This is a genomic window from Burkholderia sp. Bp9012 (assembly GCF_003853825.1).
GTDB classification, from domain to species: domain Bacteria; phylum Pseudomonadota; class Gammaproteobacteria; order Burkholderiales; family Burkholderiaceae; genus Burkholderia; species Burkholderia diffusa.
The window spans coordinates 1-15897 of record NZ_QTQA01000045.1 but is presented as its reverse complement, the minus strand read 5'-3'; the positions used below and the strand labels follow the sequence as shown (position 1 = coordinate 15897).

General features: G+C 58.5%; 14 protein-coding genes and 2 pseudogenes. 7 read left to right on the top strand and 9 right to left on the bottom strand.

The genetic code is table 11. The features are described from left to right. The first annotated feature begins 102 nt into the window (after nucleotides 1-102). The 3 genes and pseudogenes from tnpA to tnpC all read left to right on the top strand — a co-directional run. On the top strand, nucleotides 103-504 hold the full coding sequence (gene tnpA / locus DIE11_RS34510) for an IS66-like element accessory protein TnpA (RefSeq protein ID WP_185633865.1): 402 nt from the start codon (nucleotides 103-105) through the stop codon (nucleotides 502-504). Then, nucleotides 501-842, top strand: a complete 342-nt coding sequence (gene tnpB, locus DIE11_RS34505; RefSeq protein WP_036047966.1) for an IS66 family insertion sequence element accessory protein TnpB — start codon at nucleotides 501-503, stop codon at nucleotides 840-842. The genes tnpA and tnpB overlap by 4 nt, the downstream gene beginning before the upstream one ends. Before the next feature lie 113 nt (nucleotides 843-955). Continuing rightward, nucleotides 956-1711 (top strand): annotated as a pseudogene (tnpC, locus tag DIE11_RS34500) (IS66 family transposase); the annotation flags it as partial. 415 nt (nucleotides 1712-2126) lie between these two features. Here the strand turns inward: tnpC and speB are convergent. Beyond that, entirely contained in the window at nucleotides 2127-3173 is a 1047-nt protein-coding gene (gene speB / locus DIE11_RS34495; RefSeq protein WP_124489804.1) for an agmatinase, read from the bottom strand. 81 nt (nucleotides 3174-3254) lie between these two features. Further along, nucleotides 3255-4565: an MFS transporter gene (locus tag DIE11_RS34490; RefSeq protein WP_124489803.1), complete on the bottom strand. Its 1311-nt coding sequence runs from the start codon at nucleotides 4563-4565 to the stop codon at nucleotides 3255-3257. A gap of 177 nt (nucleotides 4566-4742) precedes the next feature. Here DIE11_RS34490 and DIE11_RS34485 point away from each other — a divergent pair, with 177 nt between their 5' ends. Further along, nucleotides 4743-6227 carry a PLP-dependent aminotransferase family protein gene (locus tag DIE11_RS34485; protein WP_124489802.1) on the top strand — a complete coding sequence of 495 codons (1485 nt, stop codon included), beginning with the start codon at nucleotides 4743-4745 and terminating at the stop codon, nucleotides 6225-6227. A 20-nt stretch (nucleotides 6228-6247) separates the two neighbouring features. Here DIE11_RS34485 and DIE11_RS34480 read toward each other — a convergent pair whose 3' ends face one another. From DIE11_RS34480 to DIE11_RS34455, 6 genes are all read right to left on the bottom strand, one after another. Beyond that, nucleotides 6248-7576 carry an aspartate aminotransferase family protein gene (locus tag DIE11_RS34480; protein WP_124489801.1) on the bottom strand — a complete coding sequence of 443 codons (1329 nt, stop codon included), beginning with the start codon at nucleotides 7574-7576 and terminating at the stop codon, nucleotides 6248-6250. After that, a complete protein-coding gene (locus DIE11_RS34475; protein WP_124489800.1) occupies nucleotides 7563-8648 on the bottom strand; it encodes a phosphotransferase in 1086 nt (361 codons plus the stop codon). Before DIE11_RS34475 ends, DIE11_RS34480 begins: the two co-directional genes overlap by 14 nt. Next, entirely contained in the window at nucleotides 8645-9955 is a 1311-nt protein-coding gene (locus tag DIE11_RS34470) for an ArgE/DapE family deacylase (RefSeq protein WP_124489799.1), read from the bottom strand. The genes DIE11_RS34475 and DIE11_RS34470 overlap by 4 nt, the downstream gene beginning before the upstream one ends. Beyond that, a complete protein-coding gene (locus DIE11_RS34465) occupies nucleotides 9952-10611 on the bottom strand; it encodes a M20/M25/M40 family metallo-hydrolase (protein ID WP_124489798.1) in 660 nt (219 codons plus the stop codon). Before DIE11_RS34465 ends, DIE11_RS34470 begins: the two co-directional genes overlap by 4 nt. 392 nt (nucleotides 10612-11003) lie before the next feature. Further along, nucleotides 11004-11351 carry a hypothetical protein gene (locus DIE11_RS34460; protein WP_124489797.1) on the bottom strand — a complete coding sequence of 116 codons (348 nt, stop codon included), beginning with the start codon at nucleotides 11349-11351 and terminating at the stop codon, nucleotides 11004-11006. A 76-nt stretch (nucleotides 11352-11427) separates the two neighbouring features. Further along, nucleotides 11428-11736: a hypothetical protein gene (locus DIE11_RS34455; RefSeq protein WP_124489796.1), complete on the bottom strand. Its 309-nt coding sequence runs from the start codon at nucleotides 11734-11736 to the stop codon at nucleotides 11428-11430. 81 nt (nucleotides 11737-11817) lie between these two features. Between DIE11_RS34455 and DIE11_RS34450 the strand changes: the two are divergent. The 3 genes and pseudogenes from DIE11_RS34450 (at nucleotide 11818) to DIE11_RS34440 (ending at nucleotide 14652) form a co-directional block, all read left to right on the top strand. Then, nucleotides 11818-12598: pseudogene (locus DIE11_RS34450) on the top strand (transporter substrate-binding domain-containing protein). A gap of 85 nt (nucleotides 12599-12683) precedes the next feature. Next, nucleotides 12684-13808 carry an aminotransferase gene (locus DIE11_RS34445; protein ID WP_124489795.1) on the top strand — a complete coding sequence of 375 codons (1125 nt, stop codon included), beginning with the start codon at nucleotides 12684-12686 and terminating at the stop codon, nucleotides 13806-13808. 172 nt (nucleotides 13809-13980) lie between these two features. Beyond that, the gene (locus DIE11_RS34440; protein WP_221622482.1) at nucleotides 13981-14652 is read left to right on the top strand and encodes a PhzF family phenazine biosynthesis protein; all 672 of its coding nucleotides are present in this window, start codon (nucleotides 13981-13983) and stop codon (nucleotides 14650-14652) included. A gap of 36 nt (nucleotides 14653-14688) precedes the next feature. On the opposite strand, the gene DIE11_RS34435 is transcribed toward DIE11_RS34440, so the two are convergent. Further along, nucleotides 14689-15851, bottom strand: a protein-coding gene (locus DIE11_RS34435; RefSeq protein ID WP_409364597.1) for an IS3 family transposase whose coding sequence is annotated in 2 segments (ribosomal slippage) — nucleotides 14689-15608 and nucleotides 15608-15851 — 1164 coding nt in all. Because the reading frame shifts where the segments join, the coding sequence is not laid out codon by codon here. Between the last annotated feature and the right edge of the window lie 46 nt (nucleotides 15852-15897).

The following is a 15897-nucleotide window of genomic DNA, read 5'->3' as shown; positions in this document are numbered from 1 at the left end:
AAGTCCTACGATGCGATGGTAAGCGCTCGACACGTACCGTCTGTTCATGAGGGCACGGCACCGGCAATCTGATTCCCATCAGATGTAATGGGAATCAGATTGATGAAGCCAGTGGTGCATGGAAGACGACCCGGATCGAGGAACTACACGAAGGAGTTTCGGGAAGCGGTTGCTGCCGAAGCGAACGATCCGAACCGCTCGATTGCCGAGGTAGCGCGTGCGCACGGCTTGAACGCCAATATGGTCGCGCAGTGGCGAAGAAGCTTACTCGATACGCAACCTGCATCGTCGGTACCAAACATCGCGCTGCTACCGGTTGATGTGGTCGATCTGCCTGCGAAGGACATCCCACATCGCGCTCTGCCGCAAACGCCGGACGTGTCGGCGAGCCCGGCGATGCCGCCAGGCTGTGAAATCGAGATCGAGGTCGGCAAACGACGTATCCGTATCCGCGGTGTGTCGCAGGAGTTCGCCGAACAGTATTTGCGAGACTGTCTGAAGTGATCCCGCCGAACACGCGAATCTGGATCGCGGCGGGCGTCACGGACATGCGTTCCGGCTTCAACTCGTTGGCCGCGAAGGTACAAACCGTGCTGGAGAAGGATCCCTACAGCGGGCACGTGTTCGTGTTCCGGGGTAAGCGCGGCGACTTGCTGAAGTGCTTGTGGTGGTGCGACGGTGGCCTGTGCCTGCTCTCGAAGCGCCTCGAGAAAGGACGTTTCGCGTGGCCGCGCGCCGATGCCGGTGTTGTTGCGCTGACGACCGCTCAGCTCGCGCTCTTGCTCGAAGGTTTCGATTGGCGGCAGCCGATCGATGCGGTACGCCCGCGAAGCGCATTGTAAACGTTCATTACGCGTGGAGAGCTTGTCGGTGGCGTCGTGTAAGCTCACCGCATGTCCGCTGCTCCCACCGATCTCCCCGACGACATTGAAGCGCTGAAGGCGATGGTCGCCAGCGCGATGACCGGTCAAGCGCTTCCGAGGAGCCCGCGGCGGTCTGGTTCACCTACACGCCGGATCGACGTGGTGAACATCCCCAGCAGCATCTCGCGCACTTCGCTGGCGTGCTGCAGGCCGACGCGTTCGCTGGTTACGCCGAGCTGTATCTCGACAGTCGCGTCCAGGAAGCTGCATGTATGGCCCACGCTCGCCGGAAAATCCACGACCTGCATGCGGTGCGTCCCAATGCCGTAACCGAAGAGGCACTGCACAGGATCGGCGCGCTCTACAAGACCGAAGAGCAGATCCGCGGCAAACCGCCCGATGAACGACGCAGAGTACGTCAGGCACAAGCGGTGCCGTTGCTCGACGACATGAAGCTCTGGTTCGAAGCGACGCTCGCCACGCTCTCTGCGAAATCCGACACGACCAAGGCACTTCGGTATGCGATGAATCGCTGGTCGGCACTGGTCTATTACTGCAGCGACGGGCAGGTGGAGATCGACAACCTGATCGCCGAGCGGGCGCTGCGTGGCGTCGCGATCGGGAGGCGCAACTACTTGTTCGCCGGCGCCGACTCCGGTGGCGAACGTCCCGCCGCGATGTATAGCCTGATCGGCACGGCACGCCTGAATGGCCTCGATCCCGAGGCGTATCTCGCCTACGTGCTCGAGCGCATTGCTGACCATCCGATCAACAGCATCGACGAACTGCTGCCGTGGAACGTGGCTCTGTCGCTGCCGTCTACTGCTCATGTCGCGCCCATCCGATAGTATCGCGACTCCCCGTCGTCGACGACCTACGCTACGGTGCTGATTGAGTGCTTACATGCGATGTGCGTTTGCGTGGCATCATGATGCAGATTGAGCGAACAAGCGGCAAAGGATTGAACCCACTCTGACGCAACGAGGCTCAGAGGTGAGATTTCACGGGAGGGCCGCGCAGTGCATTCGCATTGATATGCAGTGCCTGCAATGCGCAGGAGTTCGTGTGCGGTCGACTGAGCCGGCCGCCACACAAAGGCAAGGTTTGTCTGGCATCCTCCTTTGGCAAAAGCGAGTCAATTGTCCACTCGTGAATCGAAGTCGCGGTGACAAAATCTTACGGATGGGGGCCTCACAGAATACCGTTCAAGGAAATGTCACGCCGCGAGCGGCGTGACCGGATAGCCCCCATCAAGCGGTTGATTTATCCCTGCGCTTTCGCATGCACGAGACTGAGAATCTCGAACAGAATCTGGGCACCCGCGTGTGCGGTGTTAGTTGTCGCGTCATATTGCGGCGCGACCTCGACAACGTCACCACCGACGATGTTGATTCCCGCGAGACCGCGCAGAATCGACTGCGCTTCCCGCACCGTCATCCCACCGACTTCCGGCGTGCCGGTCCCCGGTGCGAACGCGGGATCCAGACTGTCGATGTCGTACGTGACGTAAACCGGCAGGTCACCCACAACTTCGCGGGCCTTGGCAATGACGCCGTCAACCCCGAGCCGATCGATGTCCTCGGCGTGGATGACCGTCATGCCCGACGCGTACGAGAACTCCCAGTGGTATTCGGCGGAACCGCGAATGCCGATCTGCACCGTGCGCTCCGGATCGACCAGCCCTTCCAGTACTGTGTGCCTAAACGGGCCACCGTGGTGGAACTTGCATCCGTCGAACGGACCGCCAGTGTCGCAGTGCGCATCCACGTGCACCAGCCCCACCGGTCCATTTCTGGCGATGGCACGCAGGATCGGCAGCGTAACAGAGTGATCGCCGCCAATGGACACCGGAATCACGCCAGCAGCGATGATGCTGGCAATCGTACGCTCGATATCATCGTGACATGTCGCCAGGTCGAAGCGCGAACGGAAAGGAACATCGCCCACGTCCTCCACACGCATGCTCTTGGTCGGCAGCGACTTCAGCACATGGTTATACGGTCCGATGCGCTCAATGATGCGAAGCGCGCGCGGGCCAAACTTTGCGCCGTTGCGATTGCTGACGCCCAGGTCCATCGGCACGCCGAGCAATGCAACGTCGAGCTCAGTCAGGTCCGGTGTGTCCCAGTCCATCTGGCGATATGGCGTATCCAGGAACGTCGGGATGCCTGCCCACGGAGCATCGCGGGTACCGTGCTCGTCGATGACAGTGGCTGCTACTGCTCGAAAATGCTCGTCATAGATGACGCTCTCGTTGTCTCCACCAAACTTCTCGCGAAGTACCTGCAGCTTCTCTTTATCAAATGCCATGTGTCTTCCTGAACGCTATTGATCTCAATACAAAATGAAACTGGCCCGACACGCGTGAGCGGGCCGAGCCCTCGACTTGCATTACACGGAATGCAGCGACCGCGCCTCCACCTCGCCCGAACGCACACTTTCCTTGTTGGGCAAAAAAACGGCGGCCAGGAACGTTGCACCGGTGATGACCAGGAACATGAGGCCCAGCGGCAGCCATTGCGCGCCGAACGATTTGGCAACCCACAGGCCAATCAGCGGCGTCGTACCACCGAAGACCGCACCGCAGAGCTGGAAGCTCAGGGAAATGCCCGTGTAGCGCATCTCGACCGGAAACACCCGCGGCAGATAGGCCGACAGCACGGCGTAGTATCCGCCGATGAATGCTGTCGCAATCAGAATTGCGATAGAGATGTTGCCGACGTTGCCAGTGCTGACGAGTTGCATCATCGGCAACGCCCACAGCGTCGCGGCGCCCGTGATGAACATCAGAAACTTGCGCTCGCCGATCCGATGAGCAATGTAGGAGCCAATCGGAAAGCTCACGAGCTCGACCACGCCCGTCCAGGCAATGATGTCCAGAATGTCCGGTTTGGAGACTTTCAGATAGGTCGTCGTGAACGTAATCATTAGCGTCGTGACGAAATAGAAGCCAGAGATACCAAGCATGCAGAACGCGATACCCAGGAACAGTGCTTTCTTGTGATTGCGAAACACCAAGCGCACCGGGGCAACATCGCTGATCTTGCCTTCGGCCTTGCGACGCTCAAGCTCAGGGCTCTCATTGACGTTGCGACGAATGATGAATGCAACGATCACCAGAGCGCCGCTGATCAGGAACGGAATGCGCCAACCCCACGATTGGTAATCCGATTGCGGCAATCCCGACACTACTCGGAAGATCAGCGTCGCCAGAATCAGGCCAACCGGGCTTCCATACTGAGGTGCAGAAGCGATGATCGTGCGCCACTTCTCCGGCGCATGCTCGCTGGCGATCAGTACCGCCCCGCCCCACTCACCGCCGACGGCGATGCCCTGTACCAGGCGCAGAAGCACCAGAATGGCGGCGGCACTAATACCAATGGAGTGATAGCTCGGGATCAGCCCAATGAGCGTCGTCGCGGTACCCATCAGCACCAGGGTGATGATTAGACTTCGCTTTCGCCCGATTTTGTCACCCAGGTGACCGAAGATCAGCGCGCCGAACGGCCGTGCGACAAACCCGACAGCGAAGGTTCCTAGTGACGCAAGCGTCCCCATCAATGGATCGCCGGTTGCAAAAAACACATCGCCAAATACAAGGGTGGCGGCGGTGCCGTAACAGTAAAAGTCGTACCACTCGATCATTGTTCCGAAGAATGCAGCAAGTGCCGCTCGGAAGGGTTGATGCTCTGTCTTGTTCATTAACGCCCCTGATTTCTAACCAGTCAGATCAGTTGGTCTGCAACTGGTCTCCTGGGTGCCAGCACTATTGAAAAGTTCACAAGCGTAAGCAACGTGACCATTTCTAGCGTTGACGATAGCAGTGGATGGCTATAACTTATATAGCCACCAAAATACCAGTTTTAAGTCCACTTCCCCATGAAAGAGGTGCTGCTCTCTGACTTGCTGTCGAGTGTGCTTTCGCGCGAATCTGTCCACTCACTACAGCGTCAAATCTACGAAATCGTGCGTCGTGCCGTGCTCGATCACACGCTCGTTCCTGGCCAAAAGATCCCGTCGTCTCGTCAGCTCGCTTTGGAATTAGGCATCTCGCGAATCACCGTTTCGCTCGCCTACGATCGGCTTGTCACTGAGTCGTATCTGACGGCAACAAGTGGTAGCGGTACGTTTGTCGCCCAGACGGGCGCGATGCCCCGAGCGGCTCCCGATCAGGCTGCTCCTGCGAGGCCATGGACCTCGCTATCTCGGCGTGGCGAGAAGTTGGCCAAAGGTCCTGGCGGCATTCCGTACCACGCCGGCGCATTCGTGCCGGGAGTCGCTGACGCAACGATGTTTCCCTTTCATATCTGGAAGCGGCTGCTGACGCGGCATATTGCACGCGCCAATTTGCCGCTATCCGGGTACGCGATGGAGGGGGCTGGCTATCTGCCGTTGCGCGAGGCCATTGCCAACTATCTGGGCATTTCACGATCGGTCGTCTGCGAACCCGGTCAGGTCATCATTACGTCGGGAACGCACCAATCGATTGACCTGTGCGCACGCCTACTGGCAGACGTTGGAGATCGCGCGCTGGTCGAGAACCCTTGCCACTGGGCGTTTCCGTCGGTGCTCACGGCAGCCGGATTGCATGTGGATCCGCTCGTCCTTGACGAGCAAGGCGCCAGCCTGCGCGCCAGCAAGCTATCCAAACGCACCCGACTGGCCGCGGTGAGTCCGTCGCATCAATATCCGACGGGGGTCGTCATGCCTTTGAGCCGGCGCCTGGAACTGCTCGAGCGCGCTCGCAAGTTGGGACTCTGGATTCTGGAGGACGATTACGACAGCGAGTTTCGCTATGACGGTGCGCCGTTGCCTTCCCTGCAGGGGCTCGATACGGATGGCCACGTCATCTACCTGGGAACGTTCAGCAAGGCCACTTTCCCGGGCATGCGCATGAGCTACATGGTCGTGCCGCAGCATCTCGCGCCTAGCTTCTCTGCTGCTTGCGTCGAGATATACCGACCAGGGCAACTTCACACCCAAGCGGCACTTGCAGATCTCATTTCCGAAGGCCATCTGTCGCAACACATTCGCCGCATGCGGGTGGAATATGCGGCACGGCAACGGCTGATGCGCGACGCCATCGAGCAAGAAATTGGCGATACACTGACGCTTTCCAGTGCTAAATCGGGTCTGCACGTATTTGGACGCCTCGGCAAAGAAGTCCAAATTCAGCGTTTGCGAGATGAAGCCACTCGTCTGGGGCTGATTCTCGGCAAACCGCGGCTCGTCTCTGACGCCTCCTCATCTTACCGAAACGCCATCGTGCTCGGTTTCGGCGGCGTGTCGATGGAAGCGATTGGCCCCGGCGTGAAAAAGCTTGCTCAGGCCATCGAAATTGCTTCAAAGCCGCCGCACCGCTAGGTGGGCGGCTTCACCGTGGATCAGCGGCGTGCCAGTACCCGGGCCGCCGCATCGAGCAGAATGTCAGCATCGGCCGGCGTAAAAGCCAGCGGCGGGCGAATCTTCAATACGTTACCATGCAGGCCGGTCGCGCTGATCAGCACTCGCTCCTCGCGCATAGCGTTGACGAACCAGGTCGTTTCTTCGCGCGCCGATGCCTTCGTGGTGCGATCCTTCACCAGCTCGACGCCAATGAACAGGCCATCACCGCGTACATCACCAATGATGTCGTACTGTTGCGCGAGCTCACGGAATCCGGCGCGCAAGCACTCGCCCGCCCTCTCAGCGTTCTCTAGCAACCCCTCGGTTTGAAGTACATCGAGCGTGGCCATCGCGGCCGCACACGACACCGGATTGCCGCCAAAGGTGTTGAAGTATCGGGCTTCCTCGCCAAACACCTTGATCACTTCAGGCTTGGCGACCATTGCAGCGATCGGGTGACCATTGCCCATTGGCTTACCCATCGTGACGATATCTGGCACCACCGAGTGACGCTGGAAACCCCACATGGCAGAGCCCGTGCGACCGAAGCCTGCTTGCACCTCGTCCGCGATGAATACACCGCCGGCCTTGCGAATGACCTCGACCGCTTTCGACAGCATGCCAATGGGGTGGCTGAACACGCCGTCGCTGGAGAAGATCGTGTCCACCAGCAACGCAGCCGGCTTGATGCCGTGACGCTTCAGATCGTCCACTCCTGCCTGAACGCGCTCAGCCAGCGTTGTCGCCAAGTCGTCATTCGGCTCTCGGTAGGCATCGGGCGCCAAGACGGTACGGACGTCGATGCCTAACGGTACGGCGGCGCCAAGTGATGGAGAGACTGCCGAAACAGATGCCGTAACGCCGTGATATGCCAGCTTGGTGACGATGATCCCTGAGCCGCCAGTGTGACGGCGAGCAACGCGCAACGCAAGATCATTTGCCTCACTGCCTGTACAAGTGAACATCACCTGCGACAGCTCGGCCGGAAAGGTTGCCAACAGACGATCTGCATAGTTGAGAATGCCGTCGTGCAGATAGCGGGTATGTGTGTTCAGCGTCGCGGCCTGCTCTGCGATGGCGGCAACCACGCGGGGGTGGGCATGCCCGACCGATGCGACGTTGTTGTACGCGTCCAGATACTCGTTACCGGCCTTGTCGTAGAGGCGTACTCCCTTTCCGCGGACGAACTGCACAGGGCGCTCGTAGAACAGGCGGTACGACGGGCCGAGCACTTTGCAGCGACGCTCGATCATCTTCTTCTCATTGGCGTCCAGGCCCTCGATCTTGCTCGGGTCGAACGCATTGAGCATCGCTTTATCCATAGACATTCTTCCACTCCTCAAGCGTTGCAATGGCACGACGGATCGTGCCGACAGTCTCATTTCTCGAAATCGTCGACATACGCAGCAGTCCATCCCACGACAGAGGGTTGTTGCGCAGGATGTATTCGCGGTTTTCCGGATGCAGCGTTGCACGCCACCCGGTGATCGCTACGGTCGTCAGCAATCGCGTCGCGATCAGGTCCGGCAGCAGGCAGATCTCCTCGTCGGTCAGCGGGTTGGTCGCGTGGTATCCGGCAACGAACTCGGATGCAGTGACCAGCGGATTGCCGGTCGGGGCCAGTTGATAAGCCGCCGCGACGCCCACGTCGAATACCAATGGGCCAATAACGATGTCGCCGAAGTCCAGGATGCCGGTGACCTTGTTGTGGCACGTCGAGTCAACCATGACGTTGTAGGCATTCAAGTCATTGTGAATCACCTGCCGCCGCAGGCTTGCTAGCTGCGGCCTGACCTCGTGCTCGAAGCGATCCATCAGACGCCTCGCGAGCTCACGGTGCGTTTCGTCTTCGATGAACGACAGCAGTCCACGGAGTTGATCGGCCCGCTGTGTGTCCCACAGGAACGTCTTATAAGGCTGCACAATGTCGAAACCCGTCAACGCCATGTCGAACTGAGCCAAGGCGCGGCCGAGCGCAAAGCGTTGGGCGGAACTGCGATCCACCTTGTAGAGCGGCACGCCCGGCAGGAACGTCATGAGCCGGACGGCATGAGTTGCACCGGTTGAATCCTTATGCCAATAGATCGGTTGTCCGTCCTTGGTACGAACGATGTGCGGCACCGGTAGCGCGTTTGTGGCTGCCATCAGGCGCTCCTGCACTTTCGTCTGAAACATCGTGACTTCACGCGCTTCTGCCGGATGGGTCACCTTGAGCAGATAGTCGACGCCGTCGCCAGTTTTCAGTTGGAAATTCTGGTCCCGCTCGCCCGTCAATGGCGTAATCTCACCGGCAACGCCGAATACGTCGAAGGCAAGCGCCTGGACCTGTTCAAGGCTCCATTTTTCAACTCGCGTATTGAGTACTTCATCTGCCAGGAATGCGAGGTTCTCGTTATTCATTGCTGTTTTTCCTCGAGACCACACCAACCTGCGATGAAAAGCGCGAGCGTCTTCGTTACCTGTTTGAGAGACGCCAGATCGACGGATTCATCATAGCCGTGCGGCATGCGGCAACGAGGTCCGTAGACGATGGCCGGTGTGTCGGCATACAGTCCGAAGAACCGTGCATCGGTCGCGGCGGACGTCGCATGTTCGAGCAACGGTTCATGAAATACCGACTCATGCGCGTGGCGCAACACCGCCTCAACCTCTTCGGCGTTTTCCAGTGCATAACCGTCTGCCATGAAGCCGTGATAGATGACGCGCGGCGGGTGATCCCGTAGGAATTCATCCGCTGCCGCGGCCTCCGCGATGAAGGCTTCGATCTCGGCGCGCTTGTCGGCCAAGCCTTGTCCAGGGTAGACGGCCACGCGCATGTCAAAATTGCACCAGGCCGGCACACTGGACGGCCAATCGCCACCGGCGATCTTGCCCAAGTTGAAGCGGATGGGGTGCGGATGGTTGCAAAAGTGCTTGTGGTGCACCTTGCAGTCATTCCAGTGCGTTTCCAGCGTCTTCAGGCATCCGATCAGATACATCGCTTTCTCAATCGCGTTGGCGCCGCCACCGGAGAAAGCCGCCGAAGCGTGCTGTGGATCGCCCTCGACCTGCACCTGGAACCAGATCGGACCGACCTGAGCCCGCAAAAGTTTGGGGTCAAGCGGCTCTGGAATAAAGGCGGCGTCCGCACGATATCCTCGGGCAAGGCAAGCCAATGCGCCGTTACCGGTACACTCTTCCTCCACTACGGATTGCAGGTACACATCCGCTGCCGGTTGCAAGCCGATGCGGCTCAAGGCATCCATGGCAGCGACACAGGCCAGCAACCCAGCCTTCATGTCTCCGGCGCCACGTCCGTACATCCAGCCATTCACGATCTCGGCACCGTACGGGTCTTTTGTCCAGCGGTTCTCCGGCCCCACCGGCACGACGTCGATGTGACCATTCATGATCAGCGAACGCCCCGTGCCCGCGCGGCTCCGATGCGCGCCGACCACATTGATCGCCTCGTCATAGGACACGGCAACCGGCGAGAAGCCCGGCAGCTCGCGAATCTCGTCGACATCGATCGTCCAGGAGTCCACGTCATAGCCACGCTGTCGATAAACGTCCGCCATAAAGGCCTGGGCCCGACACTCTTCACCACGCTGGGACGGGATCTTCACCAGGTTCGCCAGCAACTCCACCTGGGCATCAAAACCGGCATCGACGGCGGCACAAAGGTCTTCCTTCACCTTTTCGGTCAGTTGGGACTCGTTGTCGGTCATGCCGCACCTCCTGCGGCCGTTACGAATACCACACCGGTGACAACGCCAATCACGATGTCCTCTCTATCCAGCACCGGCACTTGCTCGACGTGCGCCTCCAGGTAGGCGCCGACGTGACGCTGGCCGATCTGTTGGTCACATACGTCGCGAAAACGGTCCAGTTCTCCCTTGACGGTGATACCGCGAGCGTCCTTCGCGGACCATGCATGTTCGAGCGGAATGTCACCGCAGAACACAGCCGAGCGTATCATCGCCGGGACGAAGCGGGCGGCCTTCCCGCTAGCCCAGATCGCAACCTCAAACGGAGCTTCGGTCTTGACACCGGCATCGACCAGCGACTGAACGACCTCAAGGCCTGCCATCACCCCGCAGCAGCCATCGAACTTGCCACCTGAAGGCTGAGTATCGATATGGCTGCACGTAATGATTGGCGGTAGGCTGTCGTTCCGGCCAGCCGCCCCCCCGGAGATGTCGCCCATCTGGTCGAGCCTGTCGATCGTGCCGGTATCGCGCATCCAGCCCATCACCAGCGTGCGCCCCTCCTTGTCCAGACCAGACAACGCAAGTCGGCGCGCTTCCTCATTTCCCGCTTCGTCAATTTGCCCGAGGCACATCAGGTGCTCCCGAAAACGGTCTCCAATGGCTTTCAACTGCATGTCCGCTCCGCGTATCTGTACACTCAAAGAGGATCTAATATTATTTTTTTTCCGAATGATCCTGTATAGCCACTTTGATGTTTTTCTTATGGACGGTCATGAACGACAAGGGAATCGTGGAAGCTGCTTGCTTTTTAATGCAGGCAAGTCAGCGGAATTTATGAGTTACCAGCATTAGTTCAGCAGTAGGATATAGCCGAGCGGCTTCATCAGCGGATGATTGCTGTACCAGACGATCCACTCCAGCCCGGTCACTTCGACGTAGTCCCCCGTTGGCAGATTCCACCGGTCGTCGCAACAAAAAATTTTTGAACAGATTTCAGGTAGTCGTCCAGAGCTTCAGCAGTTGTCTTCCAGACGTGCGTATTCTGGGCGCGTCAGCATGCCCTCAGTCAGTATTGGCTTGCCGGACGACGTGCAGAGCGACGCAACGTCCGCGTCGCGCATGCATTGAGCTTATCTATAACGACGACTCGCGGATCGATCGATTTCACCAAATCGCGCCTGACTTCGTCAGCGGAGAACTCCGGCGAATACACCCGAACGGTCTTCCATGCGCGCCCGCTGGCGAGATGACGCAGATGGGCGAAGCCCAATGCGCCGTTCCCGATCAAGGCAAAACCGTCCGATTCGGGCTGCGCAAGGTGTTCGACCGCCAGTGCCGTCGCACCAGCGGTACGTTCAACGGTCAGCAAACCCGAGTCACACCGCATCAGAGGATGCCCAGTCTTTATCGACATGAGCGGTCCACGCGGTAACGATTGGGCCGGAACGGGTCGGCACAGAGGGGGGAGATTCGCGCCAAATGCTTACTCATCAGCCAAGGTACGTAATGAAATCGCCTTCGTTATCAGGAAAAAGCGTCAGCCCCTGCGGCGGCGGCATGGCGCGACCGTTTGCCCGAGAACGAAACATCCGCGCGAGCGCGCCACGCGTATCCAGCGTCTGCAGTACGGCGCAAAACCGCGCCTCATCTACCACGAACGGCAAATTGTTCAATTCAGCACCCAGCGGCTGATTTCGGGACACTCCTCTCCACTCATTATCATAGATTTTCTGTCTACTATAGACATTTTGTTTTATAGAGGCGATACTTAGCCAAGTTGCCCCCATCGGATAAGTCATCTACCTCAGCTCGAGGCGCGAGGTACGCCTGTAGACCGGTATCGGGATACGGCCCCGTTCTCCTTCATCATCGGACCTGGTATGAAAATGAAGCATCTAGTTTGTGCCATCGCTCTTTCCGTGGGAGCGGTTGGACATGTATTCGCAGGCAATAGTGCAATGCTCAGAATTGGCATCGACGCCGCTTACCCTCCGTTCGAAAGCAAAACGGCTGCCGGGCAGCTACAGGGTTTTGATATCGACACCGGCAATGCAGTCAGCGTGAAAATGCAGGTCAAATGCGTCTGGGTGGAAAATGTCTTTGACGGTCTGCTACCGGCTCTGCAAGCCCGGAAGTTTGATCTGGTCAATTCGGCCATGAACATCACCGGCAAGCGGGAGCAAATTGTCGACTTCACTCCCGCAATCTATGTCGTTCCGATGGTCCTCATCGCACGCAAGAACTCTGGACTCCTTCCCACCCATTACGCACTGAGGGGTAAGCGCATTGGCATACTTCAAGGGGCGGTTCAAGATGACGTCGTCCAGCGCAACTGGAAGTCGTACGGCGTCGAGATCGTCGAGTATTCGGACCAAAATCAGGTCTATGCCGACCTAGCCGCAGGCCGCCTTGATGGTTCCGTTCAGGAGTATGACAGCACGGGACGGTTTCCTCGATAAGCCACAGGGGCGCGACTTTGCGATTGTCGGCGCACCGCTCCCGGATCCGGTGACCGTCGGAAAGGGCGTTGGCTGGGCATTCAGAAAGCAAGACGCAGCTTTACGAAACCGCGTTTCCAACGCCTTGGCGCAACTGAAGGCAGATAGGACACTGAGCAAGCTTTCAATTCAATACTTCAACCGCGACCGCATCACCAAGTGAGCGTCACGACGAAGTCTACGCAAGCATCGATTTACCCTGCATGCGGCCGGAGTGTGGCCGCTCAACCCTCACCGAAGGTACAGACATGAAGATCAAGGAATTTGTCGTCGAGCGCTGGATGGATCAATACGAGGACCATGCCACGTATAACCTCGCAGAGACTTGCGTCGAATCTCTGACAGTCGATGAACTGCTCACGATAACTGGCCGTCAAGCATCCGTGCTCGACGAGTTGCGGCCGATGAAACTGACATACGGTGCGATCGAAGGCACGCAACGGCTGCGCGAAGCCATTGCCGCCACTTACTCGCGTCAGTCGCCATCGAACGTGATCGTAACTCACGGCGCGATCGGCGGTAACGCCCTCATCTACGAAACACTGGTCGAACCGAATGATACCGTGATTTCCGTGCTGCCGACCTACCAGCAGCACTATTCGATTCCGGAAAGCTACGGAGCAAACGTGAAGATTCTGAAGCTTCGCGAGGAAAACGCATTCCTGCCAGATCTCAAGGAACTCGAGTCGCTCGTCGATGACAAGACGCGTCTCATCGCGATCAACAACCCGAATAATCCGACCGGCTCGCTGATGGACGAAGCGTTCCTCGGCAAGATCATCGAAATCGCACGCCGCTGCGGTGCGTACTTGCTATGCGACGAAGTCTATCGAGGAACCGATCAGGTCGGCAGCGGCTATAGCCCGTCGATCGCCGATCTTTACGAGCGAGGCATCAGTACGGCGAGCATGTCGAAGACTTACTCACTCGCTGGACTGCGCTTGGGCTGGATCGCCGGTCCAGAGGAGCTAATTCACGCGGTCGCCGTTCATCGCGATTACAACACGATCAGCGTCGGCATGATCGACGACTACTTCGCGACGCTTGCGCTCGAGCATCGAGACGCTATCCTGAAGCGCAATCTCGACATCGTACGTACCAACCTCGCCATTGTAGAAGCGTGGGTCAAACGTGAGCCGCTGGTTTCGTGGATCAAGCCGAAGTCCGGAACGACTGCACTGCTCAAATTCGCAGTCGACATGCCATCCCGTGAATTTTGTACCGAGCTGCTCGACGCAACGGGTGTAATGTTTACGCCAGGCAGTGCGTTCGATATGGAGGGTTATGTGCGGATCGGCTACGCCAATAATCAGACTGTCTTGGAGCAAGGGCTCGCGCGCGTGTCCGACTTCCTGCGCAAGAAAGTTAACTAATTGCCTCTTCGATCGCCAGAACCGACACCACCGTCGCGTGAACCGATCTCCCACGCTGCGGAGCGACGCGAGAATAGCGCCGCTCCGCAGTGGGGCTACTCCGCACGCGTCATGCATCTCCACTCATTTTCTTCAAATGCTTGTAAGCGGTCGCCCACCCCATACCATGCGCATGTATCAGGTTGATGCATTCACCGATCGACTCTTCACAGGAAACCCCGTCGCCGTCCTCGTGGTCGATGACTGGCTTCCGAACGAGATCATGCGGTCGATCGCCGCAGAGAACAATCTAGCTGAAACTGCTTTTGTCAAGGCACGGCTCGATGGGGCGTGGGACTTGCGCTGGTTTGCTCCGGCGCACGAAGTCGACTTTTGTGGACATGCCACTCTTGCAACAGCACACGTATTATTGACCACAATGAAAGAGAGCGCTCCAGTCATCTTTCATACCCGTGTCGGTGAGTTGAAGGTATCAAAAAGTCCGGTAGGATACCGGCTAGACATTCCACGATTCTCACCGGAAATGTTGACTGCGCTTCCAGAGGAAATTGCCGACATTTTCGACGTCCCTCCCGTTCGAATTTTTCGGAATTTCGAGAATTTTTTCGTGGACCTCGGCAGCGCTGATGCTGTTCGCACATTTGTTCCAAATTTACTCGCAATTTCCCGGCTTGGCCCGGTCGGGCTTGTCATTACGGGACGGGAGGCCGAGAATGCAAAGGCTCATTTCGTGTCCCGTTATTTCGCGCCCGGCGCCGGTTTTCCCGAAGATCCTGTGACGGGGTCTATCCACGCAACGCTCGTTCCGTATTGGTCAGCGCAGTTGGGGATCGATAGGCTTTGAGGTTCCCTCGGTATTTCGCCTTCCAACGGTCCCGAGTTATGCCGCGGCGTCCTTGGTCTGCTGAGCTTTGATCCAGTCCCGAAGGAACCGCTCCGGAGAAACAAAGCCGAGCGACGAATGACGACGACTGCGGTTGTAAAACACTTCGATGTATTCGAACAGATCGACCTTCGCGTCCTGATGCGTCCGGTAGCGCGTGGCATGAACCCGTTCGTTCTTCAAGCTGTTAAAGAAGCTTTCCGTCGGGGCGTTGTCCCAACAATTTCCCTTGCGGCTCATCGAGCAGCGCATGCCGTAGGCGGCCAGTTTGCGTTGGAACTCGTGACTCGCGTATTGACTGCCCCGATCCGATTGGCACAGTGCGCCCAGCGCGGGTCGGCGGCGGAACCAAGCCATCGTCAGCGCGTCCGTTACGAGATCCGCCGTCATGCGCGGCTTGATCGACCAGCCAACCACCTCCCGGTTAAACAGGTCGAGCACCACGGCCAGGTACAGCCAACCCTCGTCGGTCCAGATGTACGTGATGTCCGAGCTGAACACCTGACTCGGCTCGGCGGGCGTGAACTCCCGATTCAACAGATTCGGCGCAACCGGCAGCTTGTGCTTCGAATCGGTCGTTGCTCGGTAACGGCGCTTGTGCCGGGCCCGGATGCCGTTCTCACGCATCAGCCGTTCCACGCGCGCCTTGCTGACTGGAAAGCCTCGATCACGGATTTCCTTGGTCATGCGTGGCGAGCCGTATGCGCCCTTGGCCTCGGCGTGCACCTTCCGGATCAGCGTCAGCAATTGCGTGTCCGTCAATCGCGTTCGCCCCGGTCTACCGCCACGCTTCCACGCGCGATAACCGTTCACGCTGACCGACAGCACGTGGCACAACGACGACAGCGGATATTGCCCGACCTGCCGGTCGATCCAGGCATACCTCACAGCAGGTCCTTCGCGAAGTATGCTGCCGCTTTTTTTGCGATCTCAAGCTCCATCTGCAGGCGCTTGTTCTCCGCTCGCAGACGCGACAGTTCCATCTGCTCCGGCGTGACCTGCTTCGCTCCGGCGCCGTTGAGCTTGCCCGACGCTTCACCCTTCACCCAGTTGCGAAGCGTCTGCTCAGAAATGCCCAGCTCGCGGGCCACGACGGCCACTCCCTGGCCATCCTTGACCCGCCGTACGGCTGGAGCAGCCCCCTGAAACGCCGGACACAGTCACCCACTTACAATAACGGGTAGACATAAGACTGTGTTGTTGACT

Coding starts and splice junctions, on each gene's coding strand:
- tnpA (WP_185633865.1), top strand. CDS start 103: ATGAAGCCAGTGGTGCATGGAAGACGACCCGGATCGAGGAACTACACG.
- speB (WP_124489804.1), bottom strand. CDS start 3,173: ATGGCATTTGATAAAGAGAAGCTGCAGGTACTTCGCGAGAAGTTTGGT.
- DIE11_RS34490 (WP_124489803.1), bottom strand. CDS start 4,565: ATGAACAAGACAGAGCATCAACCCTTCCGAGCGGCACTTGCTGCATTC.
- DIE11_RS34485 (WP_124489802.1), top strand. CDS start 4,743: ATGAAAGAGGTGCTGCTCTCTGACTTGCTGTCGAGTGTGCTTTCGCGC.
- DIE11_RS34480 (WP_124489801.1), bottom strand. CDS start 7,576: ATGTCTATGGATAAAGCGATGCTCAATGCGTTCGACCCGAGCAAGATC.
- DIE11_RS34475 (WP_124489800.1), bottom strand. CDS start 8,648: ATGAATAACGAGAACCTCGCATTCCTGGCAGATGAAGTACTCAATACG.
- DIE11_RS34470 (WP_124489799.1), bottom strand. CDS start 9,955: ATGACCGACAACGAGTCCCAACTGACCGAAAAGGTGAAGGAAGACCTT.
- DIE11_RS34465 (WP_124489798.1), bottom strand. CDS start 10,611: ATGCAGTTGAAAGCCATTGGAGACCGTTTTCGGGAGCACCTGATGTGC.
- DIE11_RS34460 (WP_124489797.1), bottom strand. CDS start 11,351: ATGTCGATAAAGACTGGGCATCCTCTGATGCGGTGTGACTCGGGTTTG.
- DIE11_RS34455 (WP_124489796.1), bottom strand. CDS start 11,736: ATGACTTATCCGATGGGGGCAACTTGGCTAAGTATCGCCTCTATAAAA.
- DIE11_RS34445 (WP_124489795.1), top strand. CDS start 12,684: ATGAAGATCAAGGAATTTGTCGTCGAGCGCTGGATGGATCAATACGAG.
- DIE11_RS34440 (WP_221622482.1), top strand. CDS start 13,981: ATGTATCAGGTTGATGCATTCACCGATCGACTCTTCACAGGAAACCCC.